The sequence below is a fragment of the Sulfitobacter sp. IGS-18 genome (assembly GCF_059628195.1).
This window is the reverse complement of sequence record NZ_CM184556.1, coordinates 637785-662332: the sequence shown is the minus strand read 5'-3', so window position 1 is coordinate 662332 and position 24548 is coordinate 637785. Positions and strand designations below refer to the sequence as shown.

General features: G+C 62.1%; 30 protein-coding genes and 1 tRNA gene. All 31 read right to left on the bottom strand.

Going from position 1 to position 24548, the window contains the following annotated elements; all coding sequences use genetic code 11:
- Positions 1–32 precede the first annotated feature (32 nt).
- The 31 genes from ACWNZ3_RS03225 to ACWNZ3_RS03075 all read right to left on the bottom strand — a co-directional run bounded on the left by ACWNZ3_RS03225 (position 33) and on the right by ACWNZ3_RS03075 (position 24511).
- Positions 33–398 (bottom strand): hypothetical protein, encoded by a 366-nt coding sequence (locus ACWNZ3_RS03225; protein WP_496901160.1) that lies wholly within the window; start codon positions 396–398, stop codon positions 33–35.
- A gap of 27 nt (positions 399–425) precedes the next feature.
- Positions 426–1139 (bottom strand): NlpC/P60 family protein, encoded by a 714-nt coding sequence (locus ACWNZ3_RS03220; protein ID WP_496901159.1) that lies wholly within the window; start codon positions 1137–1139, stop codon positions 426–428.
- A gap of 97 nt (positions 1140–1236) precedes the next feature.
- Positions 1237–1590 (bottom strand): hypothetical protein, encoded by a 354-nt coding sequence (locus tag ACWNZ3_RS03215; RefSeq protein WP_496901158.1) that lies wholly within the window; start codon positions 1588–1590, stop codon positions 1237–1239.
- An 80-nt stretch (positions 1591–1670) separates the two neighbouring features.
- Entirely contained in the window at positions 1671–2516 is an 846-nt protein-coding gene (locus tag ACWNZ3_RS03210; RefSeq protein ID WP_496901157.1) for a hypothetical protein, read from the bottom strand.
- Between the two features lie 14 nt (positions 2517–2530).
- Positions 2531–4912 (bottom strand): hypothetical protein, encoded by a 2382-nt coding sequence (locus ACWNZ3_RS03205; RefSeq protein ID WP_496901156.1) that lies wholly within the window; start codon positions 4910–4912, stop codon positions 2531–2533.
- 12 nt (positions 4913–4924) lie between these two features.
- Complete coding sequence (locus ACWNZ3_RS03200) at positions 4925–7132, bottom strand: phage tail protein (RefSeq protein WP_496901155.1); 2208 nt, start codon at positions 7130–7132, stop codon at positions 4925–4927.
- Positions 7111–7527, bottom strand: coding sequence for a DUF6950 family protein (locus ACWNZ3_RS03195; protein WP_496901153.1), 417 nt, complete (start codon positions 7525–7527; stop codon positions 7111–7113). The genes ACWNZ3_RS03200 and ACWNZ3_RS03195 overlap by 22 nt, the downstream gene beginning before the upstream one ends.
- Complete coding sequence (locus tag ACWNZ3_RS03190; RefSeq protein ID WP_496901152.1) at positions 7527–8111, bottom strand: hypothetical protein; 585 nt, start codon at positions 8109–8111, stop codon at positions 7527–7529. Before ACWNZ3_RS03190 ends, ACWNZ3_RS03195 begins: the two co-directional genes overlap by 1 nt.
- Complete coding sequence (locus tag ACWNZ3_RS03185; RefSeq protein WP_496901151.1) at positions 8102–8722, bottom strand: hypothetical protein; 621 nt, start codon at positions 8720–8722, stop codon at positions 8102–8104. Before ACWNZ3_RS03185 ends, ACWNZ3_RS03190 begins: the two co-directional genes overlap by 10 nt.
- A 128-nt stretch (positions 8723–8850) precedes the next feature.
- On the bottom strand, positions 8851–10683 hold the full coding sequence (locus tag ACWNZ3_RS03180; protein WP_496901150.1) for a hypothetical protein: 1833 nt from the start codon (positions 10681–10683) through the stop codon (positions 8851–8853).
- 460 nt (positions 10684–11143) lie between these two features.
- On the bottom strand, positions 11144–11527 hold the full coding sequence (locus tag ACWNZ3_RS03175; protein ID WP_496901149.1) for a hypothetical protein: 384 nt from the start codon (positions 11525–11527) through the stop codon (positions 11144–11146).
- The gene (locus ACWNZ3_RS03170; protein WP_496901148.1) at positions 11524–11946 is read right to left on the bottom strand and encodes a phage tail tube protein; all 423 of its coding nucleotides are present in this window, start codon (positions 11944–11946) and stop codon (positions 11524–11526) included. Before ACWNZ3_RS03170 ends, ACWNZ3_RS03175 begins: the two co-directional genes overlap by 4 nt.
- 1 nt (position 11947) lies before the next feature.
- Complete coding sequence (locus tag ACWNZ3_RS03165; RefSeq protein WP_496901147.1) at positions 11948–12319, bottom strand: tail completion protein gp17; 372 nt, start codon at positions 12317–12319, stop codon at positions 11948–11950.
- Positions 12316–12786 (bottom strand): HK97-gp10 family putative phage morphogenesis protein, encoded by a 471-nt coding sequence (locus ACWNZ3_RS03160; RefSeq protein ID WP_496901146.1) that lies wholly within the window; start codon positions 12784–12786, stop codon positions 12316–12318. The genes ACWNZ3_RS03165 and ACWNZ3_RS03160 overlap by 4 nt, the downstream gene beginning before the upstream one ends.
- Positions 12783–13118 carry a phage head completion protein gene (locus tag ACWNZ3_RS03155; protein WP_496901145.1) on the bottom strand — a complete coding sequence of 112 codons (336 nt, stop codon included), beginning with the start codon at positions 13116–13118 and terminating at the stop codon, positions 12783–12785. Before ACWNZ3_RS03155 ends, ACWNZ3_RS03160 begins: the two co-directional genes overlap by 4 nt.
- Positions 13119–13121: 3 nt before the next feature.
- The gene (locus tag ACWNZ3_RS03150; protein WP_496901144.1) at positions 13122–13685 is read right to left on the bottom strand and encodes a head-tail connector protein; all 564 of its coding nucleotides are present in this window, start codon (positions 13683–13685) and stop codon (positions 13122–13124) included.
- Positions 13686–13696: 11 nt separating this feature from the next.
- Positions 13697–14101: a hypothetical protein gene (locus ACWNZ3_RS03145; protein WP_496901143.1), complete on the bottom strand. Its 405-nt coding sequence runs from the start codon at positions 14099–14101 to the stop codon at positions 13697–13699.
- A gap of 100 nt (positions 14102–14201) precedes the next feature.
- The gene (locus ACWNZ3_RS03140) at positions 14202–15521 is read right to left on the bottom strand and encodes a phage major capsid protein (RefSeq protein ID WP_496901142.1); all 1320 of its coding nucleotides are present in this window, start codon (positions 15519–15521) and stop codon (positions 14202–14204) included.
- An 88-nt stretch (positions 15522–15609) separates the two neighbouring features.
- On the bottom strand, positions 15610–16518 hold the full coding sequence (locus tag ACWNZ3_RS03135) for a S49 family peptidase (RefSeq protein ID WP_496901141.1): 909 nt from the start codon (positions 16516–16518) through the stop codon (positions 15610–15612).
- Positions 16519–16521: 3 nt separating this feature from the next.
- The gene (locus ACWNZ3_RS03130) at positions 16522–17790 is read right to left on the bottom strand and encodes a phage portal protein (protein ID WP_496901140.1); all 1269 of its coding nucleotides are present in this window, start codon (positions 17788–17790) and stop codon (positions 16522–16524) included.
- A complete protein-coding gene (locus ACWNZ3_RS03125; protein WP_496901139.1) occupies positions 17787–19454 on the bottom strand; it encodes a terminase large subunit in 1668 nt (555 codons plus the stop codon). The genes ACWNZ3_RS03130 and ACWNZ3_RS03125 overlap by 4 nt, the downstream gene beginning before the upstream one ends.
- Positions 19441–19878: a phage terminase small subunit P27 family gene (locus tag ACWNZ3_RS03120; RefSeq protein ID WP_496901138.1), complete on the bottom strand. Its 438-nt coding sequence runs from the start codon at positions 19876–19878 to the stop codon at positions 19441–19443. The genes ACWNZ3_RS03125 and ACWNZ3_RS03120 overlap by 14 nt, the downstream gene beginning before the upstream one ends.
- 32 nt (positions 19879–19910) lie before the next feature.
- Complete coding sequence (locus ACWNZ3_RS03115) at positions 19911–20384, bottom strand: HNH endonuclease signature motif containing protein (RefSeq protein WP_496901137.1); 474 nt, start codon at positions 20382–20384, stop codon at positions 19911–19913.
- Positions 20385–20582: 198 nt separating this feature from the next.
- Positions 20583–20660, bottom strand: a tRNA-Met gene (locus tag ACWNZ3_RS03110).
- A 118-nt stretch (positions 20661–20778) separates the two neighbouring features.
- Positions 20779–21516 (bottom strand): hypothetical protein, encoded by a 738-nt coding sequence (locus ACWNZ3_RS03105; RefSeq protein ID WP_496901136.1) that lies wholly within the window; start codon positions 21514–21516, stop codon positions 20779–20781.
- On the bottom strand, positions 21513–22094 hold the full coding sequence (locus ACWNZ3_RS03100) for a hypothetical protein (protein WP_496901135.1): 582 nt from the start codon (positions 22092–22094) through the stop codon (positions 21513–21515). Before ACWNZ3_RS03100 ends, ACWNZ3_RS03105 begins: the two co-directional genes overlap by 4 nt.
- A gap of 192 nt (positions 22095–22286) precedes the next feature.
- Complete coding sequence (locus tag ACWNZ3_RS03095; RefSeq protein WP_496901134.1) at positions 22287–22949, bottom strand: hypothetical protein; 663 nt, start codon at positions 22947–22949, stop codon at positions 22287–22289.
- Positions 22946–23548 (bottom strand): hypothetical protein, encoded by a 603-nt coding sequence (locus ACWNZ3_RS03090; RefSeq protein WP_496901133.1) that lies wholly within the window; start codon positions 23546–23548, stop codon positions 22946–22948. Before ACWNZ3_RS03090 ends, ACWNZ3_RS03095 begins: the two co-directional genes overlap by 4 nt.
- The gene (locus ACWNZ3_RS03085; RefSeq protein ID WP_496901132.1) at positions 23545–23790 is read right to left on the bottom strand and encodes a DUF3310 domain-containing protein; all 246 of its coding nucleotides are present in this window, start codon (positions 23788–23790) and stop codon (positions 23545–23547) included. The genes ACWNZ3_RS03090 and ACWNZ3_RS03085 overlap by 4 nt, the downstream gene beginning before the upstream one ends.
- Positions 23791–23807: 17 nt before the next feature.
- Positions 23808–24128 carry a hypothetical protein gene (locus ACWNZ3_RS03080; protein ID WP_496901131.1) on the bottom strand — a complete coding sequence of 107 codons (321 nt, stop codon included), beginning with the start codon at positions 24126–24128 and terminating at the stop codon, positions 23808–23810.
- Positions 24125–24511, bottom strand: a complete 387-nt coding sequence (locus ACWNZ3_RS03075; RefSeq protein WP_496901130.1) for a hypothetical protein — start codon at positions 24509–24511, stop codon at positions 24125–24127. Before ACWNZ3_RS03075 ends, ACWNZ3_RS03080 begins: the two co-directional genes overlap by 4 nt.
- Between the last annotated feature and the right edge of the window lie 37 nt (positions 24512–24548).

Genomic DNA, 24548 nt, shown 5'->3' with positions numbered 1-24548 from the left:
TTCAATGGCAGCAATGGGCCGTGAGCGAGATCTCACGCGTCCCTCAAGAACCTCCCCATCACCTCGCGCACGTACCGCTCCGCCAGCCGATCCAACACACCATCCCCCGGCACCAGCGCGCGGATCGCATCAGGCACCGACCGCTGAGCGTATCGCACCGCGCGGTGCTTGATCACCTCGATCCCGGCTTCCGGCCCGTCGATCATTGCGGCCTCAACCCCGGTCATGATGGCCGAGTGCAGCGCGCGCATGTGCTTTTCCTCGATGCGGATGCCGGTCGCTGCCTGGAACGCCCCTGCGGCGCGGTTGGCGATGAATGTGAGGACGGCACCGATGATGGTAAGCAGCGCGGTCTGCACCGCCTCGTTTGTCAGGAACTCTGACAGAAGATCGAACATGGTCTTTCCTTTCGGGATGATGAGGCGTCACGCCTCGTTGATGCTGGATGCCTCGGCAGAGGTCATCGCGGGGAGACCAGGTGCGGGCAGCGGATAACTCAAAGGCCAGCGCCAGGACGCAGGCACAAAGCGGTTCTTGTCGATCGGCACGACGCAGACGCGGTTTTGCTGATTGCCGCCCAGGCAGTAGATGCGGTGCGCGTCCTCACCCACGGCAAACGCGACGTGGCCGCCCCCGTTGCGGGTGATCGAGATCACGGCACCGACTGTGGGCTTGCTGGGCTGGCCAAACTCGCGCCAGTTCAGCGCCCAATAGGGGTTGCGCGCCAGGTCGCCGGTGAACCGTTCCTGCGGCAGCGATAGGCGGATGCAGGTTTCCACGAAGTCGCCGCACCAGGGGAACCGGGACGGATCACCCAGGGCATGCCCATCGCTGGCCAGCCAGCGGCGCAGAATGCCGTTGTCGCGGCCCTCGTGCAGCCCCATGCGCTTGTACCCCTCGACCAGCCAGGGAACCGGCGCGGTGGTGACGGGTGTTTCAGGGGGTTCCCGGCGATGCAGCGCGGCCCAGGTCAACGGCCCCACGTAGTCACGGGCACGAAACCCGATCGAGCGCTTGAACGCGATGATCGCAGCTGAGGTCCGCGACCCTTTCAGGCCGTCAATCGGGCCGGGATCGAACCCGCGCTTTTTCAGGGCGATCTGGATGTCGCGGGTGCGTTCGGAGTATTTCAACGGCATGGCGTTTCCCCAATGCAAAAGGCCCGCGCGATGGCGGGCCGGGTTTCAGATTGTCAGGTGGATCAGGCTGTCACTTCCCGCCCCATTTGAGCGCGCCTCAGCGCCGCTTGGATTCCTGTTCCCTCAGGATCGCGGTGATGTCGCGCAGGGAGGTTTTCATCTCATCCAGCGAACGACTGAGCGCATCATACTGTGCGATGGTTCTGGCACTGCTCACCTGCAGGGATGTGATCTCATTTCGCATCTGCGCAGCCTGAGATGACCAGTTGGCGAACCTGACCGAAAAGTCAGCCTCAAGCCGCGCCACGTTGTCCTTGTTCTGGATGGCCTTGGCGTCGATCCTGTTGAACGCAGTGACCACCGCCACAAGCATCGCCGCGCCCGTCAGAACTGTAGTGACTATCGAAATCAGATTGCCTCTGGTGAACTGCTTTTCCATCGTCCGCGCCATTCAACCTCTCATGCCATTCTTTGGAGTGTTATTTTGCTATGCGCACTTTGAAGCGTATGGCACCCGACGCCGACCAGAAATCACAGCCCGTAGCGACTGGCCACATAGGCCCGCAGCAGTTCCAGCGTGTCCGCCATGCCGCTGTCCAGCAGGTGACCGGTTCCGAACACCATATCCGCCAGGTCAAAATTTGTATGGATCGTGCCGCCGGTGCCAGCCGCATTGATCGCGCCATTGATCCGGCGCTGGGTCTGCGCGTTCGCGGCACCGGCCTGGGTAGCGGTGGACCAAACGATGCCATCGGTCGAGATCGCCGCCGTGGCGGCAGAGGCGTCCCAGGAGAAATAGACCAGGCCCCATTCGCCTATCACAAGGTCGGTCTCCACAACCGCCTCTGGAATGGCAGCGCCAGCAGGTGCAACCAATCCACCCCCAACCGTGAACCGCCAGACCCCGCCGTCATCCGCCTGCAGCAGATGCGTGCCCCCGATGGGATCGCCTGCGGACACCTGCCCGCCCGCCACGTTGCGCGTACCGGCCAAGGTCTCATCGACGTTCAAAACCATCAGGCCCCAGAAGTCCGACGCGGACAGGCCCTCTACCAAAAAATGGTCTTCATTGGATGACCCATGCGCTGTGGCAGGCTGACCAAAAGGCGCGGTCGAGACGTCCTGCGCCAGATACGCGGGACGGCGGTTCACGGTATCCTGCGTCAGCGCCGTGCCGCCTGCACGGTTGGCGATGGATGCGACCTGATCGTCAATGACGGTTGTAATCCTGGTCGTGCCAGCCGTCAGGATCGGCGTGTGCCAGTGCGTGATATTGCCATCAGCGGCCATCGCGTCCCCGAAGCTGGGGACAATCGGGTCATAGATCGACCCGGCGGCGGCGGCGATGGTGATGCCTGGTGCTTTGAGATTGGACATTGTGGTGCTCCTGTTTAGGCCGGGTTGGCGTCAGAGATGAAGGCCCAATCGACAAGATTGCGGCCGGGTTCGGAAAGGCTGGGGGTGGTGTCCTGATTGCGGATGTTGCCCCATGCGCCAGAACGCCCGCCGGGCTTGCTCACCGGGCCGGTGTAGGCATAGCGCAGATAGGGCGTGACGGTTGGCGCGCCGGAAAGCGTCAGCTCGATCTTGTTCTGCCCTTCCACGTCGCCGGGCAGGATGTCGATTGCGTCGATGGTCTCGCTCTCACCCACCAGTTCGAAGCCCCAGCCAGGGGCCTGCGGCAGCGTCGTGGTGTCCACCACCAGATCGCTGCCCTGATTGTAGAACGGCACGGTGATTGTGCTGCCATCGACCACAAGCGGCCCCGCCGGGCGCACACCCGTCCAGGTGCCGCCGCTCTCCACGATCCGCTTGACCTTGGCATTGTATTCGCGATGGACCGCATAGGCCAAAGGCGTTGGGTGGATTTCGTCCACATAGGGTAGGAAATACCAAGGCGCGGTCAGATAGATGTCGCCGGGGTTTTCGGTCATCAGATCAAGCTGCGACAGCGACACCTGCCGCCCGTCATTGTCCTCGGACGGGGCAACCTGATCCATCCAGACGGTCACCGGATCATCGCCAAGGTCTTGCCCGGTGATCGCCGCGATGTCCGACAGATATTGCGTGCGCAGCGCGATGAACAGGTCGATATATTCCTGCCTGGTCTTGCCGCCATCGGCCTGCCCCTGCGACCAGTTCCAATCGCGCACGATGATGTTGCGGCCATAGATGGCAGCAACATCCTTGATCCGCTGCAGGGTGATAAGCCCGTTCAGATACGAATTGCTGCCGGTGTCATCCAGATCGGTGATCGAGGCCCCGCCTTGCCCATGCGAGTACCAAACCCGCGTGATGTTTGGCAGGCCCGCCGCCTGCTCGGAGCGCCGGAGGAAACGGGCGCAGGCCGGGAAGCCCGTCTCACCACCGTAGAACGGCGACACTTCGGACCATTCGGTCGAGACACAGGGCACCAGGTCGGTAATCGCGCTGCCGTCAACCAGCTGCGCACCGGTCGAGATCAGACCCGTGCCCGGCTCGGTCGTGATCGGCATCAGGTCATGGTGAGGTGTCAGCGCGTCCTCTGTCACAATAGTTGGGAGTTCCAGCGCGTTGGTGTCCGACCCACCGCCGCCGGTCGTATAACTCTGGCCATAGATCGTGACCACTTCGACCGGCCCGCGTGTCTCTGCCATCGCGCAGCCGGGCGTCACGTCACGGCGAAGAAAATACCGCCGGTTCACGCCTGTTTCATCTGGGCCGCGCGCGGTGAAAAGCGCGGCACTGTGGATCTTCACTTCTTCAGGGTCTGCCAGCAGACCGACAGGAACCGCCGACAGGTCCAACGCCCGCTTGGTCTCAAATGTGTAAATTGCCTGATCAGAAAGCGTCAGCCGCAGGCCGTCCGCATCTGCACCCATGAGCAGCGTCTTGCCATCACCCGCGTAGAGGATCGGCTTGACCACCGCGTAATCACCGCTGGCATCAGGCGCGGGCAGGATCGCCCCGCCGAACACCATGCGCGCAAAATACGCGGCCAGCGCCGCCCCGTCATACCCCATGAAGGTCGCACCACCGGACCCGCGCAGGATCGGCGTGATGCCACCCGCATAGTCGCCATGGCTGTCCCCCTCAATGGTTGCTTGACGAAACGTGAAGCCGGTTGCGCCGACCCACGCGCCCAGCCGTCCAGCCGCATCGGCCATACCTGCCCCGTAGAGATAGGCCACCAGATCGGGGTCCATATTCAGAACAGCCGCGACCTTGGCGTGCTCGGCCCGCTCCATCAACGGCGCATCCAGCGCCGCCGGGGTCACGGCCTTCGCGCTCTCAGTGCCAAGACGCACATCCGCCTCATTGGCGGCTGGCACATTGACTGTCGGGGTATCACCAAGGGTGCCGCTGGTCAGGGCCAGTCCATCAGCGGTCAGGGCCTGTGCGGCGGTTGCAAAATCGCCCGTGTCCGCCCCCGCTGCTGTGCCCAGTTCACCTGGCTGCACTGCCGTGTCGGCCTTTTCGCCCTGTGCGGCGGTTGCAAAATCGCCCGTGTCCGCCCCAGCCGCTGTGCCCAGTTCACCTGGCTGCACTGCCGTATCGGCCTTTTCGCCCTGCGCGGCAGTTGCAAAATCGCCCGTATCCGCCGCAGCAGCCGTGCCCAGTTCACCTGGCTGCACTGCCGTATCGGCCTTTTCGCCCTGCGCGGCGGTGGCCTTACCGTCGATCTCCAACTGCTGCGCCGCGAAGGCATCGTTGATTGCGCCTTCGGCGGCTTCTTTGGTCGTGCCGTATGGGCCGGTCCCGGTGACCGGGAACGTGACTGTGGGTGCGGGCATGGTGCCTCCTGATCAGGGATCTGTTGTTGCGGAAACGCTGGCGGTGAAAGCCGACGCGGTGTTGAAGTCGCCGCGTGAGCGCGCGAAATAATAGCGGGTCTGGCTTGCGCCCAGCCCGGTTTCGGTCACTGACACCACCGTGTTCGCAGATGCGACAATGGGATCGCCAAGGATCGCAGCGGCACCAGCATCGTCGGTATCCGATGCGAAAATTTCCATCTGGCGGACATCGGCATCGTTCGGCATGCGGAAACTCACCCCGATCTCGCCCGCGTCGCCGGTCGCCTGCCCGTCCGTTGGCAGGTCCAGCACAATGGTCACAGACGATTGCGCGCCGGTGTATTCCACCCAATCGGACTGACCGGACGCGCCAACCGCGCGCACCCGAATGTCAAAGGAAAGCGCGGGGTTGGCGATCAGAAAACCGAATATCTTTTCCGACCCGTCCCGCACATCCGCACCGATCTGCCCGCCGGTCTGATAGATGCCCGTGCCAACCTGTCGGTATTCCCATTCATAGCCCGTGACGCTTGCCGATGGCGACGGATCAGCTGCAAAACGAATGCGCGGAAGGATGCCACCGCCGGTGTCCTGGTTGACGGCCTCGCCGGTCGTGATGCTGATCGCGCCGGGTGGCTGCATGCCTTGCCGCACCTCGTCAAAAGGTTCGTTCAAAACGTCTTCCTCATCGACAGCAGGGTCATAATCATAGATCGCCGGATCGTGCTTGATCAGCGTGGCGGGCATCCGCAGTGCCAGCTGCCTGCTTTCGCCCAGCGGGTCAGCACCGGGAAAGATGCTCTGCACCTCATAGACGCCATCCAGCGCGTCGTAAGGTTCCGGCAGCGCCAACGTGACGGTCGCACCGCCCACCAGGTCGAATGCCTCGGGCGGCAACTCGCCCCCGCTGATGCTTTCCTGCCGCCGCAGCCGCAGGCCCAGGATTTTGCGCACCCGCATTGCCTGCGTGGGTGACGGGCAGAATTTCAGGTCAAGGCTCTTGACCGCAGGCACCCCGCCATCCGCCGCCAGCGCACCCGGAATATCCCATGGCTGCAGGTCCGCCGTTTCGTATCCCCGTTCCGCCGACAGGTAGGAAATGCGCAACTGGTTCACCAGCGCATCACCCGGCAGCATGTCGGTGAACTCAAAGCTGTCGCCCAGCAGATAGTCCAGCGTCATGGCCGGTGCGCGGTAAGCCCCCGCCGCGAACCCCAACTGCCCCCCAATGCGGATCAGGTCGGCAGCGCCGGAAACCAGCATCGGATTGATCTGGTCTTCAATCTCGCCGTCCGAAAACGTCAGCGTCCCGGCGCAGCGATACCGCTTTTCCGCCGATGCGTCCTTGCGGTAGACGGTTTCCCAGCAGATGTCCGCGCCATCCTCGAATGACACATGCAGCTGGTCCTCGCGGTAGGCCCGGATCGGGTTCTGTCGCAGGGCATCCCGCACGCATAGCGCCAGGTTCTGTTCAAACTCCCAGGTGTCGGGATCGTCCGGGTCTTGCGCCGGATTGCGCGGGTCATAGACCATCGACCATTTGCCGAACACCTCAACCAGCGGCGGGGTCGCAGGCCAGCGTTCCTGCCTGGTGCCGTTTGGCCCCGCCACCAGGCGCAGCCAGATCACGGTACGGCCCTGCCAGCCGTCTGTCGTTTTCCACAGATCGTCCCGCACGCCTTCTTCATAGGGTGCATAATCGGTGAATTTGACCGGCGGCGTGGTCTGGTCACCCCGGCTGATCCAGCAGGTCACATAGCCGTCGAACGGATCGGCATCCGCGACCGCCCCGTCGCCGTCAAAGTCAAAGGCATCGCCGGTCAATGTCACCTCGCGCTTGTCCAGAAACAGCGTGAAGGTGTCCAGGTATGAGGGCCGCGAATTGAGCAGCCAGCAGCCCCAGATCACCTCACCCTGCACCGGCGTGCCCACCGGCGACCCGGTGGCCTGGCATTTTCCATAGACAAACCGATAGGTCGGTTCCGTGCTTGGCTGCGACAATTGCCGTGCGATGTCCTGCGCTGTCGGCTGGTTGCGGCCCTGCAGCGCAGCTGCCGCCGCGTTCAGTAACAAGGAACCACCGAACCGGACAAGCGCACCGGCCAGCGCTTCGGCGGTTGCTGCGCCAAAACCCAAACCGGCGAAAAATCCCGACAAACTGGCGGTGATGCTGGTGATACCAGCCGTGATAGTGCCGATCAATGGTCCAAGGAACGGCATTTCCACACTCCCAACATCGGCGCGCAGGCCACGCACATTCCAGTTTCAGTCTTTGTCGCGACCCGCGCGCCCTCGATCGCCAAACCCAGCGCAGCACCGATCGGGCCATCGCTTTCGATCAGCACCAGGTCACCCGGCACCGGGCGCACCAAGCGCACCAGACCAGCTGCCGCGAACACCGCGTCACACCAGGCAAGGTAGCCCCCGGCACGGGCAAGGATGCGCATTGCGCCGGTCGGGCTGCTGTAGCGCTGCCTGAACGCCGCCAGCGGGTCGCGCCCATGCAGGCCAGCCCAAGCCGCAGCTGCCGCTGTTGCGCAGTCGCAGGCACCCCAAATGAGCGGCCCGGACATCTGCGCCCGCGCCGCCGCGAACGCGGCCTCTGGCGTGATCATCAGGTTTCCGGCCAGCTTTGCGGGTTGCGCTGGCGACGGATGGCAATCTGCACCTGCCGCCCTGCCGTATCGCCGGGAAAATTGGCGATCTGATCTTCATAGCTGTGCGTGATCGAGGCGGCAGACCGCGCGCCGGGGCCGATCCCCAGACCCAGCACCATGTCGTGCGACAGGTTATCCCCGGACCGCGCCAGCGATGCCTTGCGGCTGTCGAAGTATCCGCTGAACAGGGCCACCGGGTCAGCGGCCAGGACGTTACCGCCCTCTACGGTGGTCGCGCCAAACCAGACCTTGATCGGTCGGTTGCGGATCACCTTGCCGCGTTCGGCAAGCATGTCTTCCACCGTGGCCGCGACATGCACCGCACCCTCGTCAGTCGCCAGGCCGGCGGTTTCTTCCGGGGCCTGGAACCGCACCAGCGATCCCGCGCCCAGCCAGGTCTGCCCATCCCATGAAAGCTCCCCAACTCCGGTGTGCAGGCGGATTTCCTCGCCCGGCCAATCGGCATAGGTCAGCAGCACCGGGTAAAAATGCCCTGCCAGCAGCGTCAGCAGCGCGCCGGACGTTCCGCGTGTCAGCGCCATGGGCTTACCAATGTCCAGCCATCGGCGTATTCATCCTCGAACACCTCGCGAAAATCCCATTGATAGATGAAATCGCCATCCAGACCCTGAACCGCGCGCGGCACGTCCACCGCCTCGAATGTGATCACCTCGGCCTCGCCAATGCTGACCACGCCACTGATCGTGAACGCCTCGGGCTTGTCGGTGCGGATCAGCGCATCGCCATTCACATCGGATCGGGCCACGTCCAGTGCATAGGCAGTTTCCACCGCACCCCCTGCCCGCACCGTCACCAGCTGCGACGGACGCGCCACGATGGTCGAAGGCGGCAACCCGCTGACCTGCAGGCCGTGCCAGCCGCCATCCGTCACCGGTTCACCGGGTGTCAGGTAGGCACCGCTGAACCATTCCAGATCGTCGCCGTCATGCGACCAGGCCAGATCGTCGGCAGAGTGCTGCCAGTCCAGCGGCAGCGATGTCAGGTCAAGACCCCGCTGGGCCAGGTGCCAGATCGTCGGCAGGCAGGTGACGCGGGTCAAATGCGGTGCCCCGGCCCAAAGGCGGTTCATCATGCGGATGTAACCGGCCCCCGCCTGGTCCTTGCCGATCCCGCGCACCCCGGCGGTTGCCATGCGCCGCGCCCGCTGCGCAGAGGATGTGCGCGCGCGACCCCCGATCAACGCAACTGACCGCGACTGCGGATAAAATTCGGTCAACTCCCAAGCGGTAAGCCCCACCGGGGGCCATGCAATCACATCGGTCATGCAGGCTGACCAAACGATTTGGTGCGCCGCATGCGCGCATCCACGGCGCTGACGGAACGGCTGACAATTCCCGGCTCAGCCTGCGCGACTATTTCACCGGCTGCATTCCTGACAAACGCACCAAGCGTTGCCGTGCTGGGATCCATGGTAATTCCCACATCAAACCGGTTCCGCTCCTGAGGCAAATTAACGGAGGGCGCGCGCGCCACGTCGAAGGGCTTAGAATTGGTATCAAGGGCGGTGATCCGATCCGCAACCGGCGCGACAGCGCGACCAGTGACACCGCCGAAAATGCTTGACCAGAAACCGCCGCCGGTCCCGCCACCGGTCAGGGCGTTTGCTGCGATATCCCACAAGCTGTTAAAAGCACGATCTGCCAACATCTCAGCAAAGCGCTGCAATAGTTGGCCCACCGCCTCGCCCGCAGATTGCGCGCCCGTGACAATACTGCGGAATGCCGTCCCGAAAGCACTCTTGGTTTCCTGCATTCGCTCTTTCAGACGCTTCGCCGCTTCGCTTAGTTTTTCGACACCCTCTTTTGCGCGCGCCGCTGACCCACCACCGCCGCCGGTATTGTCCAGTGCCTCATTAAAATTCTCGGCAGCGTCCGTAGCATCCTGCAGGTCCGTCTCTGCGGTTTCGGTCGTGTCGGAAATTGCATCCTTCAACGCCCTGATAGATGCCAATGGTTTGGTGAAACTCGATCCGGCTTTGGTCATGGCGTCCGCCGCTGCGGCCCCGGCATCTTCCGCAGCAAGCTGCGCCAACCCCAATTCCTGCGAGATGACAGCACTCGCGCCAGACAGGCTTGTCCCGAACAAAGCGTTGATCCCTGACGCGATGGACTGGGTGAAAGAAACCCACGCTCCGGCCATCTTGCGCAAGCCGCCATAAAATGCCGCCGTCATGCCAGATGCCATGACCACAACTGCGGACCGCACATAATCCGCGCCATCCCCTACCCGCTGCCAAACCTCAGCGGCAACAGCGCCCATCAGGGACATCGCGTTTCCGAAACCACCGACCCTCTCAATCAGCTTCGACAGCCGGAACGCGAGTTCACCAGCCAGGACAATCAGCGCACCCAAACCCGTTCGGATCAAAGCACCGCGCAACACTGTCAATGCCGCTGACAATCCACCAGTTGAAACAGCCGCCATCCCCAGTGCAGCGACGTAGCGCGCACCCATGTACGCCCCGAATGTGACCGCATAGGACGCCACCCGCTCGATCACCACGCCAAGGCCATCCAGCACCAGACGCAGCGCGCCGCCTTCGCGCATGGACGCTGTAAAGCCTTCTGCCATCCGTTCCAGCATGGGCGCGAATGTGACCGCCAGGCGCTGCCCCAGAGCTTCAATGCCGACGCCAATGCGGCTCATGGCATCGTTTGCCGCCTCGACCTTGGCCGCATCCACCGCCGACATGGACAAACCCAGATCCTGAATTTCCTGCCGTGCAGCCCGGATTGCGTCACCGCCGCCGGTCAGGAGCAACGCCATTTCCTTGGAACGGACCCCCATATCCATCAGAAATTGCGTGGCCTCACCCGACGAAAGCCCAAGTTCCTTCACGCGATCCGCCATCGTCGCCAGCCGCTCGTCCGCATCCATCCTGGACAGTTCGCCAGCGTTCAGGCCCAGCCGTTTCAGCGCATCCGCCGTTGCACCGCCTTTAACCTGCGCCTCGGCCAGCCGCGCCCCGATCATCTGCATGGATTTATTCAGGTCCGACTGTGCGACCCCCGCATCACCCGCCGCCAACTGCAAGGCGCGCAGACCGTCGATCGAGCCATCAATCGTCCGCGCAACCTTGGCCTGCTGGTCCACGAACGTCATGGACCGCTTTGTCAGGGCTGTGACCGCAGCAACCGCAGCGGCAGCGGCGGCGGCAAGGGCAAGTTTCGCCCGTTGCGAAAACCGACCCAGCGCCCCCTGCGCCCTGCCCAGACCGTTTTGAAACTGAGCACTGTCGAGGCCCAGGTTGACCCGCAATGCACCTACGACTGATTGAGCCATTCAGACCATTTCCTTTTCGGCAGGGATTGCGACATCGCGCGAAGGTTTGCGCGGATTTCAGCGGGTGTTGATTTCTCTTTCCGGCGCAGGAGGTTGCGCAGCGGCGGGATTTTCTTGGCGCGCGACAGATGCGCCTGAAGGTGTGCGATCCCGACCGCCTGCCGGTATTCGCGATCTGCACGGTCTGCCGCCCCCTGCATGTGGATCACGTAGTCGCGGGGCAGCAGACGCCAGAAATGCGCCGGGTCGAAGCCCGCCGCAACGTAGGCTCTCAGGTAGCTTTCGACTTTTCGCGGCGCGGCTTTTTCGCCTTCGCCTTCGCCTTGCCGGTTTTTTTTTGCGGGTCTGCCTCTGGCATGGCAGCATCGAACGCCCGCCCGATTTCAAGCATTGCCGCTTCCACGTCACTGCCGATCAACCGCCCGATCTGCTCAAGGTCCAGTTCGGGTTGCTCAGCTTGGGTCATCGCCCACAACAGCAGCCGAATGTCCGAGAAACGCGGCATTGCCCCCTCGGACGTGTCACAGGCTTCGAACACCTCAAGTGCTGATCGCGGGTCTTTCTCCTCGATCCGGCAGAGCGTGTTGAAATCACAGACCAGGTTCAGATCGACGCCGCCGATCTTGCAGGCAATCACACCGCGCGCGGCGCTCATGCCACCACCAGACCGTTGATGCGGAATTCTGCATCAGCCATCATCTTGTCTTCAATCGGTGCAGACCGCTTGTAGGACTTGAGGAACCCGGCGTAGGTTTCCGGCGTGGCCCCGACCTCAGGCGTGGTGAACCTGATCTGAATGATTTCGCGGCTTTCTTTCAGTTCGGTAAGCAACGTGTCAGTGTCCGACCCCTGCACCCAGTGGTGCGGGATCGTCACGACACCGTTATCGTCCAACCCCGCAATATATTCCTTTGTGCGGCTGGGTGACTTCATGTGCGTCACGTCCACCTCGTCCGCTTCGCCGGTCGGAAAGTCCACATCACCCACACCGACAATCTCTGTCCAAGTCGGAACCTCCCCGCGCCCGATTTCGACCGTCAGCCCATAGCCAAGTGTTACACCTGTACTGCTCATGTCATTCGCTCCTGTGATGAACCATGAAATCCAAAGAAATGCGGAATTCCTTTTCCGCGTCGTTTTCGCGCCCCTCGCGGGTCGCGGCGTGAAAGACGCCCAGAAATCCCCCGCCACGATACCCATGCAACAGCCGCACCAGGTGACCGCGCAGGGCCTCTGCATCTGTGTATGAAGCGGCAAAGCAATCCGCCTGCACCCGGCCCTGAAAAAAGGCGTCAGATCCCTTTTGCGTCACACCTTCCGCGCCTGAAATCTGGTGCAGCACAATCGCTGGACCGGTCGCGCCTTGCGCCCGCGCGTTCCAATCAACACTGGCAAGCGCGGCGATCTGCGCGTCACTCTGGATAAGGCTGCGCAAGTCGCTTTTCATGACCGCCCTTTCGCAGCCCTGCGCGCGGCGCGGGCCAATGTCTTTTGAATTTCATTCCACATCTGATCCGACAGCCGCTCTAGAAGTGCCTCGCGATCCTGATCCCATGCAGGACGCACGAACGGCTGCGGTGCATGGTGCGCCGTGCCGAATTCCTGTAGATGCCCGTGCCGCCCGCCTGCCCCCAGGTCATAGGACGGCCCGACAAACACCTCGACCGCTGCCCGGTCGTCACGGAACATTTTGCGGTGCAGACCCGCCTGGCGCTTGTCCAGTCTTGTGCTGATCGCGATGGATGCCTGCAGGTCACCATCATCGACCGGCGCAGCACCTTGCATCAGGTCCGCCATCGACTGCGCTGCAGCCTTAATCGACCGGCGGATCGCCGCCTTGCCCGTTGCAGGCTTCAAAGCCTCCAACGTCTTTTCAAGTTCGCTAAAACCTTCAAGCCCGTAGGTCAGGCTCATGGTTGAGCCCGTTCCTGGGTACTGAATTCCAGCTGGTCACGGAACCCGACTTCCTTGGAACCCGTGATCGCAAAGTACCTTGCCCCCGCACCGCTGCCGATCTGGATGATGTCGGCGCCAGTCACACCAGCATTGGCCTGCGTCCATTTGACGACAAACCGCGCAGACAGTTCCGCCGATACTTGCGCCGCCGCGATCCGCTCAGCATCAGACACATCTGTTTTTTCCGCCCAGGTCTGATGCAAAGGCGCGAAAGCCCCGGCCTCCGACCGCAGGCCGCTGTCCACGCGCGGCGCGCGCAGGAATGTGATAAGGGTGTTCCGGCGGGCCATCGTTCAGCCCGTGACCCGTGGACGCCTGTAGCGGCATTGATCCATCAGGTGCCGGATGGCAAAAGTCAGTTCAACCTTTTCCGCTTCATCTGCGGAAATCCCCGCATTGAACCATTCTCGCACCATCATCAAAATCGCCTGACGCTGCTGCCGTACCGGCGCACCGCCGACAGCTGCGGTCACGCGTGCGGCCCGCGCCGTGCAAATTTCGGCCGCCAGCGCCTCACCCACAACCAGACGGGGTTCTTCGTATTCGGTCAGCACATAGGCATCTTCAAGGTCCAGCAGCGACCATTCACCATCGCTGCCTTGCACCTCTACACTGGTCAGGCTGTTCACAGGGCGCACCGGGAACCACCACTGGCACCAGCGCCCGCCGGGCAAAGAAAACTCGTAATCAGCCGCAGCCATCGGGTGTGCTGTGCCGTCTTCCACCACGGCAACCGCTACGGCGATCAGGTCAGCGATCAGGACATCATCGTCGGCTTCCGTTTCAAGGATATGAACCGACCGCTTGAAATCCGCCACCGTGACCTGTGTCACTGCGGTTGCCGTGAGGTTTTTCATCTGGCTGGCCCTTATTTGCCGGTCTTGGCTTTGGCCGAACCCTGCGCGGGCGGCTCACCTTTGGTGGCCTTTTCCGGTTCCTTGGTCGCAGGTTCGGAACCGCCTTCGCTTGCCGTCTTGGCCTGCGCAGCTTCTGCCTGTTTGGCCAGCTCTTTTTCCCGGTCATCCAGCGCCTTCGCGCGGGCGTCCAGCTTGTCGGCCTCGGCTTGCAGCTTGATTTTCGCATCCTTGACCATCTTCTCGACCTCGGCAGCGTCGGTCGACGGTTTCAGATCAACTGACGTTTTGGACTTTGAAGCGTCATAGGGCTTGGTGACGGATTTCAGCCTGGCTGCTTTCTCCGGGTCGAACCCGGCAATATCGCCTTTGACATAGGGACCGTGCCCCTTGGTAAATTCAAGGATGACCTTGCTCATTTCGTTTCCTTTCGAGGATCTGACATTTGGGGATATGCTGGGCGAATTCTCCCGCCCAACCACTTCGCAGCACTGGCTGCGCTAAGATTTCAGGTCGGGATTACAAACCCCAATCGACACCGGTCAGCATCGCGATCGCTTCATCGTGCCGTGGCGCGAAATCGTGTTCTTCGATTGCCCGCATCAGCGTCAGATCATTCTGGTATGCGGAAATGGTGTCCCCGTTTGTGTCCACATAGGCCGCTTCCTGCGATGCAGCCAGCATCAGCACCATGCTGTCACCGACCAGCATTTCATTGAAGTCAGCAAAGAAGACCTCGCTTTCGTCACCACCGACACCCAGGTTGTCAGGCAGTTGCGAAGTTGTCTTGATCGGATAGCCCAGCAACGTGTTGTTCTGGTCGATCGAGGGAAACAGATACGATCCGTGCGTCGGTTCCCGCAGGCTGGCGAGGAAGTTGCGTACAGATGCGCGCATGATCCAGCCGGGCGAAATCATTGCCACATCTGCATCCTGAACCTTGGACACCATGCGCCGCAGAGCAGCCTCAACCACGGCAGCACCGTTCGCGACCGCCGTCTGCGTGTGACCGGCCAGCACCCAGCCACCCAGACCAGTGGGCGTGTTGCTTGACCCGTCGCCGCGCAGGAACGCCAGGTCTTTGCGCAGGCCCATCACATCAAGCATGTCGTCGCGCACCAACTGGGCAATTGCAGCGCTGCTGTGACGCAGCAAGGCGTTGCCGACCGGCACAAGGGACCGCAGCGTCTTGAAGTTCTGATCGACCTTATCGAAGGTCGGTTCGCTTTCCTCCGTGGCGAAGTTCTCTGCCCCGTAGCTTGCCGTCGCGCTGGTTGCCTGACGGGCGTTCCGAACTTCGCCTGCGGGCATGTCGATCGTGCGGGCACCGGACGCCATGACCGTCACGCGCGGGCGCAGCAGTTCGATCACCTCGTCGGCCTGGGCGCGCGGAATGGTCACGCCTCCGGCCCCGTCCGTCGCGCCGGAAAGCGCTGCGGAAATACCGCTGTGGCCCGCGTCCTCAAGCGCCTTTGCTGCGCGGGCCTTGTCGCAGCCATGGCTGGCCAGCGCATGCGCCATGAAACCAAATTCAACACCCTTGTGCGCAGGGTCTTTGGCCACGGCAGGAACGGGCGCACCAGTCGCGGTAGAACCCGCTTCTGATTGTGCCGCCGTGGCCTGCGCGGCCTCGACTTCCTCGCCCCGCTTCACCTTGGCATCCAGCGCGGCATGGTCCTTTTTCGCCGCTTCAAATGCCGCAACGGCTGCTTCCAGCTTCGTTTCGTCGATGTCGCCGGTGGCGTCCTCGATGGCGGAAATTGCATCCGCGCAGGTCTGCATCTGATCTGCCGCCGCACTGCGTTCGCGGCGCAGATCGTTCAAGTCTTTCTTGCTCATGTTCCAAACTCCATTGGAAAACGTACCGCTTGCGCAGCACAAAAATCCCGCCGCGATGGACAGGTCGATTACACCGGTTGTGTTGGTGTCAGAGGGCCGCGCGGGCGCATGCCGCCGCAGCTTGAGCGGCATAGGCACGGGACTGCGGGCGGTTCACCGGCGCATATTGCGCCATCAGGCGGGCATAGAATGCATCCCGGTTTTCAATGCTGTCGGCCAACCCGCGCGCGATGGCATCATCAGGATTGAAAAGCGCCCCGCCGTCCTTGGGATCATCGGACACGGACAATTGCGCGGCCAGTCCTGCCAGATCAATTCCGCGCCCTGCCGATATAGCCGCATGGAAGCGACCTTCGGTTTCGTCCAGCGCGCGGCGCAATTCCGCCATACCTTCTTCTGTCGCAGGGTCCGGCTTCTTGGCACGCGCGTGGGTTGACGAAATTTCGAACCACCGGTCACCCCAATTGTCGGTGTCCTGTGGCGACGTGGTGACTTGGCGAACGCCGATCGATCCCAATTCAGAACCCGGCGTGCAGGTGATGTCGCGCCCCTGTGAGGCCAGCCAGTACCCTGCCGATGCGGACAGCGGATTGACCAGCACATGCACCGGTTTAACCGTTGCCGCTGCTGCAATTGCCTGTGCCGCGCCGTCGATCCCGCGCACCATGCCGCCGGGTGTGTCCATGTCGAGCACGATTGCGGCACATTCTTCGTCAGATGTCAGCGCCGCCATGGTCTGCTCAAGACCCTGATAGGTGGTCCAGCCCATGTAACGCTCAAACATGAACATATTCGGGGTCAGCAGCCCGCGCACCGGCACCACTGCCAGCCCTCTTTGGATGGCGAACCTCTCACCAGGTTCGATGGTGACGGCATTTCCGCCCGCCGCCTCGATCATCGCCTGCGGAACGTCCGCAGCAAGCAAGGCTTCGCCGCCATCACGGGCCAGCGCCATCGCGCAGGATTGCAGCAGCTGTCCGATTTTCCGGCGGGCCATGGCTTATTCCTCTGTCTTGGTTTCTTCGCGCGTCATGTTGGACGCAGGGTTCAGTTTGTCGTCGTCGGGGCCATCTGTGATTGGCAGGTTCAGTTTGCGCTGCGCGGTGTTCGCGGTTGCGATCGGCCCACCAACTGCCTTGGTCCAGGCGTCGTATTTTTCTTTTGTGGTGGCCTGGATCAGCGCATCGAAGTCATGGCGAAAGAACAGTCCGGCGCGCCGCTCAGCTTCGGTCAGCAGACCCATGCCGAACTCAGCTTCAACCGGAATTGACCAATGCAGGAGACAGTCGGTGCGATAGTCCAGGGCTTGCTGTTCGCCGTTGGCCTTCACGCCATATTCCAGCATCTGCAACTTGCTGGGCGGCATCCGGTAAACAGCGGCAATCTGTTCGCGATCGAACTTGCGGGACGCCAGCAATTCCTGATCCGCTGCAGACAGGTCCAGGCTTTCGATACTTTCATCAGCGCCGATAATCGGAAAGCCCTCGTTCTCAGGGTCCGTCAGCGCATTGCGGATGCGCCGTCCATTGCGGCGGTACTCCTCATCCGTTTCATAGGCGTCCCGCATCTTGATCACCGCTCGCATGGTGGTGCCTGATGCCGTGCGCGCCGCCGCTTCCTGACCCGCCAACGCCAGGCCGAAACTTTCCCCCGCAACCTCGATCGGGCTGCGCCCGGTCCAGCCATCGTTTGGCATGTAACGCAGCGGCACCATTGACCGCGACGGCACCCGACGCCTGATGCCTGCCCCGTCCTCAAAATCGAACCAGCGGCCCCGCCCCGATTTGAACATTGAAACCGTGTCGGGATGGATCGCCTCGATCAGTTCCAACTCGCCCCTGCCGGTGCGCGGCGCATATCCGTATCCCCGCCCCCGGATGCAGTAGCAATAGACCAGCATGAACCGCAGAGTGCGCGCGGTGATCCCAGGCGAAGCCTCAACATTCATCAGATAAGCCGCCGGGTGTTCGCGCACCCGCGTTTCCGTGCCCTCGCTGTCGCGCTGGTACATCTTCAATGGCACCTTAGACAGATCGCCCGCGATGTTGTTGCCGCAGGCAAAGACCGTTGCATGCCTTTCCGCCGTGCGCCCCGTGGCAGGCGGCAGGCTCTTGACCCGTGATCCGGTCCCGAAACCGATGTTGAAAATCGCATCGTTCGGGTTTCGGGTGCCGGACGTGGCGGGGGCATCTGCTGCCATCACCACCGGCTCGACCCGTGCGGTTGCGGGCACCGATTTACGCAGGCCCATTCTGGAAAGGATCGTCATACCACTTCAACCTCGCGTGCTTTCCGTTTGCCTTCCTGGGCCTCGGCCCGACCGATCGCCATGATCATGGCGACCGCCGCGTCGATCCGACCATTGGATTTCTTCTTGTTCGGTTTCACGTTCTCTGCCGCATCCTCGTCCCGATGGACGTTGCCGACCTGCCAGGCCAGGACGGGATTGCCGCCGTGGCGGATCGTGCCCTGCACCACCCGCTCCTCAACCCGCTTCATGGGTTCGGACATCGAGGCGTAACCCTGCCGGTGCTCCACCATCGGGAACCGCCGTTGATCCAGTTTCTTGGCCAGATTTTTCATACCCCAGGGGTCGAACGCCACTTCGCGCAGATCGAACTTTGATCGCACCCATTCCAGACGTTCGGCAATCTGATCCTCGTCAATGACGCCCCCCGCGTGAACCTCAAGCCAGCCCTGATCGCGCCAGGCAATGAACTCGCGCTTTTCACTTTGCGCCCGCTTCACAAAGCCTTTCGGTCCAGCAGGCAGAAAGGTGTAGGCGATCAGATAGATCACCCCATCGACAGGGATCGCTACAACCAGTGCAGTGGTGTCAATCTTGTTGGACAGGTCCAGGCCGACCCATGCAGGCCGACCGTATAGTTTCCGAATGTCGATCGGGGCACTGGCCATGCCCTTGTCCCAGCTGTCCCGGTCGATCCAGGTTTCGGCCCCTTCCGTCCAGAGGTCGAGGTGAAACCGCTTGAAGTTGGGCATCTTGCCCGCGATCAGCTGCGCATTCTGCGCCTTGTCCCTGACAAACTCCAAAGACTTGGACACCCCCAGGTTCGGATTTCCCATCGCCCAGGCCACCGGGTCCATCGGGTCGCAGTCTGGATGCGGCTCTGCCACGTAGCCAAAAAACTTGTCATCCTCGACGGCACCGCGCAACACGCTCTCCGCGTAGCCACGCAGTTCACCGCAGAGGCTGGTCCGATCATGGCCCGCCGTGGTGATCACCCAGTCAATCGGCTGCGCCCGCGCCGCCATACTTTCAACGATCGTTTCTGCCAGTTCGCGATCCGTCCAGCGGTGCATTTCGTCCCGCGCGATGAAGTTCGGGTTGATCCCGTCGCTTGCGTTGCCGTCACGGCTAAGACAGGTGATCAGCCCGTCGCAGCGCGGCGTGTCGATCGAGCTGCGCCAGACATCCATTTCACTGGCCAGAAACGGCGACCGCTTGATCATCCGTTTGACTTCCGCGAACAGCAGGCCCGCCTGGTTTCGCGTGGTGGCAGCACAGTAGCCTTGCGGCGCAGCCTCCCCATCAAACAGCTGCGTGTAGATCATCGGCAGCGCTGTTTCGGTTGTCTTGCCGTTCTTCTTGCCGATCTGGTGATAACAATCGGTGAAGCGGCGCAGGCCGGTTTCCTCATGTTTCCAGCCGAACACAGATCCGATGCGGAACTGTTGCCAGGGTTCCAGGTGCAGCGGCTTTCCCGCAAGCGGGCCTGTCGTATGCTGCAGCACACCACCAAACCGGATCGGGCGCATCGCGGCTTCTGCGTCAAAGATCAGTCCCCGGTCCCGACCCGTTTCAAGGTCCATCAGGTGCCGTTCACAGGCCAGGCGCACCAGCGTTCCAGCAACTATCGTGCCATCCAGAACATTCTGCGCGTACCCGGTGACGGGATTGTCAGCCGGTCCCATTGATCTTTTTCAGGACTTCATCAAACAGGTCACCCTGCCCGCCTGCCCCCAGCCGCTTTTCATCGACAGGCGACATGCCGAACAGCGCCCCCAGCTGCTGCATCTTGGCCATGGCCTCTTGCTGCAGCCCCCAGGGTGCCGTCTTCTTTTGCTGCTTTCCGTTGCGGGTCTGGGTCTCATAATACAGACCCTCCATTGCAAGACAGTGGGTCGCGTCGATGAAGTTGGACACGCTTTCGCAGTAGGCTGCAAACATATGCTCATGCAGCGGGTCGAGCCGATCCTTGGCCACCATCTGAGCCGCAAGACTTTCCCAAACCTTCCGTCCGTTGTCAGTCATGAAATCCGGGGCGTCCGGTACACGCTTTTTCGGATCGCCGCGCATGGGCACGACATTGCCGACCGTTGGCTTTCGTCCTTTCATCGCCAGACCCTTTCAAGATGCCAAAGGGCCTTTCACCCTTGGGCTTTTTTCCCCAATTCGCCCCGCACGAAAACAAATGTACCCACGCCGGTCCTTGGCTCAGGCGTCAGATTTTTTGACCACCCCCCTCCATGGAAAACTTCGCGGGCTGTCTTGCGACTGTGACAGGACTTGCAAAGTCCCTGCCAATTCGACCGATCAAAGAACACCTTGCGGTCGCCGCGATGCGGGACGATGTGGTCTACCTCCGTCGCGGCCTCGACCACACCTAGATCGAGGCAGTCAGCGCACAGAGGATTACGCCGCAGGTAAGCCTTCGATGCGCGAACCCACGCGGTCAGCTTGTAGAGGGCGCGACCGGCGCGGGCCTCGTTACTGGTTTGCGCCTTCGCCCTTCGTTGCGCCAGCGCGTCCAACCGCCTGGCCTCGTGATCCGGGCAATGCGCCAGACCCTCGATCGCCAGTTCATCGCAACCAGCGGCGACACAGACCTTACGGATCGCCATCGCCGCCCCCTTGTACCGATGCGGGCGACATCGCTGCCACTCTGCCGCCCGCGACCGGCGCGCCGTCAACCGTGGGAAGAGAAACGGATGCGCGCCGATTTCATGAAACACTGCGAGGTTGCGCTGGCCCGACAGCACAACCCCGACTTCAAGCGATGGACCACCTTGGTGCGGACGCCTTCACTGCTCTGGTTTATCTGGTTGCGCGGGCCGGATTTGAACCGACGATCTGCTGGGTATGAACCAGCCGGGATAGACCACTTCCCCACCGCGACAGGAAACCACCAACGAAAAATGCGCCCTGCCGGTTTCCCGTGGGCGCATTTGGTGATGATGTCACAAGTGATAGGAAAGACCGTGCTAACGGTCAATCCCCTTTTTGCCAAACCCACAGCTAATAGCCACGCATGCGCTCCAAGGCGGCGCACAGGGCGCAATGCAGCGCTTTTTTGTTTTCGCGGTAGTCAGACCACCCATGCGCCACCAGAACGGCGCTCAGCGTCTCTGCATCGACACAGAACAGACGCACCAGATCAGCATCCCTGATGTTGCGCGCGCGTTTGATCCCGTCGCCACCACGCCGCGAAGGACGCACCCGCCGGACCACCAGCGCGGTTCCCTGCCCAATGCGGCGCTGCAGCCAGCCCAGCCGCTGCATGTCAGCCAGTACCGCCTCACTCACACCAGACATGCCACCGCCACCGCCCGAACCATTCAACTGGGATAACTTCAAGCCCGACGACTGGCACCTGGTGAACAGGTCCGCATATTCCCGGCCCACGTCACGCTGACCCGGCGTGAACGGCGCGGGCTGCCTGCGCCGCGCCGCCTGCACATCCGCCTTGTCAAAGGCATCCTGCACCTTGAGCGCGGCAAAGCGCCCGACACGCTGACTGCGGATGTTCCCCGCATCGGTGATTACCGTTTCGCGCGGAAAGAAGGTCATTACAGGGCCGCGCGCTGGTGCGGACACCACTTCTTTGCGATCACAGATCAGTGGAACCTTGGCCCGCGCCGCCAGGAGTTTGCGGATCAGCAGATCGCGATCCGCCTGCGTTACCTTCGCCGGATCGCCAATCCCCAGCCGCCGCGCGACCGCCTTGTCCAGATCGGACACTTTCATCGCCATCACGCTGCATCCCCTTTTCCCAGATCACGGGCCTGCACGCACCGCGCGACCGCCGCCTTTCGGGTGTCAAACCAAATGCGATCCGCCGTCGATAGCGTTTCGAACCTATCGACCCGGCACCGCAGGTCATCGGCCCGCCTGATGTTTTCCCGCGCCGCGTCACGCAGGCCGGACACTACGAAATTGCTTGGCCACTGCCGGTTCATCCGTAACCAGCGCATCAGTTCGGGTGCAAACCCCTCTCGCAGCGCCTCGTCGCCAAGACGCGCCGCGAACACCTTGCGTATCAGAGGCGATGCATCGGCGGGTGGCATCTCGATTGTCCGCGCCCGCTCAAGCACCCGCTGCGCCAACGGGAACCGGTCACGATCCTTGCCGCCACCACGTCCCGCCATATCCTCGGCCAACGCGCCCAGACCATCGGGCGACATGTAGGCAAGGCGCTGGCACAATTCATTCTGCATCGCCTCAAAGTTGGCTTTGGTCATACCTGCTGGTCGGGTCAGCCCCAGCCGCTCAAGCGGTGTCACCAGCAGTTCCTGCACCCTTTTTTCCCCTGCCTTCTGTGCCTGTTCGTCCATGCCTTTCCCCTTTTCTCAGTGTTGACCCCGCGCCTGCTGCGCTGTCCGTCCGTCTGGGCAATGCGCAAGCTGTCTTATCCTGTCGTGTCTTGTCTTATGGTGCGGGACACATAAGGGCCGTGTGTCGGCGTTATGTCCCGTTTTAAGTCCCTATGTGTCCGTTTATGTCTGCGGACACATAGGGACAGACGATCATCCGCCCCCTGATTGCTGCTGTGATTTCCGAAAGAACCCGGATGCCATCTTTTCCAGGCAAGCCTGAATTGCCTCGTGAAACTGCGCTTCGGTGCGCCGCTTGTTCCCGTCGCGGTCCATGGCATCGCGAATATGCGCATCGACCCAGTAGACCTTGGCCGGGTCCATGGCGATTGCAGGCGCGGTGCTGGCCAATGCCACCGTGAGGCGGTCAAGCCGCTTGCGGGCAGACGCGCCATCTGTGCGCGCGGCATTCATTTCCTTGCGGCTCAGCGCCTCCAACACAACCCGCGTCACAGTGCCGTGCATCAGCCGCACCGTGCCATCATCGCATTCGCAGGGTCGCCACCCGTACAACACGCCATAGGGACGCTCTGCAAGTGCCTTGAAGGTCAGGGCATCGACTGCGGGCACCACCATGCGGGCCAAACGCGCATGATCCATCGGCAGGGTGCCGACCGGGGTTTGTTCATGGGCCAGCTGCACAAGATCAAACCAGATGCCCTTGATCTGGTGATCGGCGTTCCAGCGCATTTCGCTGTTGAGATAGCGGCGGAACTCCCAGGCGATGAACCCGTGACTGTCCAGTCGAACGGATGATGAAACCGGATATTCCGGCAGCGGATCATCTGTGACATCGCGCAGGATCGCTTGGGTCATGCCAGCGCGCCCCACTGATCCGCCATCGCCTCTGCAATGCCCTTGAAAAACCGGCTGCGCTCTTTCCAGCGATCCGGGCCGGGGGGCATCCGATGCACGCGGTTCTCGCGGCCATCGACCACATCTGTAGGCATCAAGGGCGGCAGATCATGCAGCCACAGGCAGGTGCGCTTGGTCTCGCCATGTCCGAACTGCCAGGGCTGCACAGATTGCGCAAATTCGCGGTAGTTGTCGATCAGCGCCTTGGCATGCTTATGCATTACCGGATTTTCGATACACCGCAGCGGGATCGGCGCGTTCCAGAAATCCGAAAACAGCGCCGCACCCTCGCGCAACTCGCGCCACATCTGGCGCAACGTCTTGCCCGCAGGAGGCCGATGAAGCCAGCGCACCCCGGAGTTGCAAAGCCGGGTGCAGGGTGGATGTGCCACGATCAGGCAATCCCAGCCATCGTTCAGCAGATCGCGCGCATCGCCCTGAATGTGCCGATTACTGCCGTCCTCGGATGGCAACAGATCGCAAGACCAGGCATCATGCCCGCGCGCCAGAAAGGCATTGCGCACCGTGCCGGAGTATTCGCAGGCGACAAGGACTTTCACTGTCCGGCACCCTCACGCCGCGCAATTTCGCGATCGAGATACCACCGTGCCTTTTTCAGATCTTGAACCGGCGCGCCCTTCGCATCAGCGCGCCAGATGTATTTCATCACGTTTCCCAGATTGAACCCCATATGTTCAGCCACCGTGATGCACTCGACACCGGATGGATGTGCTGAATAGTGCGCTGGGTGATGCACGGCATCGTCTAAGGCAGCGTTGGCGTTCTCGCGGATCGTGCCCATCGCTTTCGCACCCCCACTCATGACAACCGCCGTTCCAGCGCTTCCGCTTCCGCCTGCGCTGCCTCGACAATGCGGTTTCCAGCCGCAAGCGCCCGTGCATGATGCCCGTCCACCCCGGACCTGCCGTCGCCGATACCGTCAGCACGCGCCCGCAAGTAATCCACCGTCGCGGTTTGGGAGTAATTCGCCAGCCCCATCACAGCGACATCGAGGATCATCATCACCACATTGACCGGGTGCAGCCGATAGAGCGGAGAAAAATTCGCTATCACGGCATTCACCATCCGCCAAAGCGTCTGCGCCCGTACATCGGTGGCAGATATGCTTGTTGTCTTCATGATCCTCCCCCTTGCCTTCTGGCCTCGCGGTCTTTGAGCCACGCGGACTGAACTTGCGTCACGTAGCGGCGCGCGGCCCGCGTGACGTTGACCACATCCGCATCGCTGCGCTGATATTTACCGACCCGATGCACCAGCAGCGGCAAGGCCATCTTGTGCCCCCAGCTGCGCATTTCCTGCGTTCCGGTGTTCTTGCAGGCGGCGCAGCAGTAAATCTGCCAGGACCGCGCAGGCGTGAAGGGCCGCGAACAAGACGGATTGAAACAGATGCCCACCGTCCAGGGCGCGGCCAACGTCAGTTCGGCATGCGCCACATCCAGAAAACTTTCCGGGGCAAAATGGGGTGCCACCGCATTCCCGGGGCGGGATGCCGTGCGGGTCATGGTCCGCACCGCCCTGTAAGGGCCGTTCTGAGGCCGC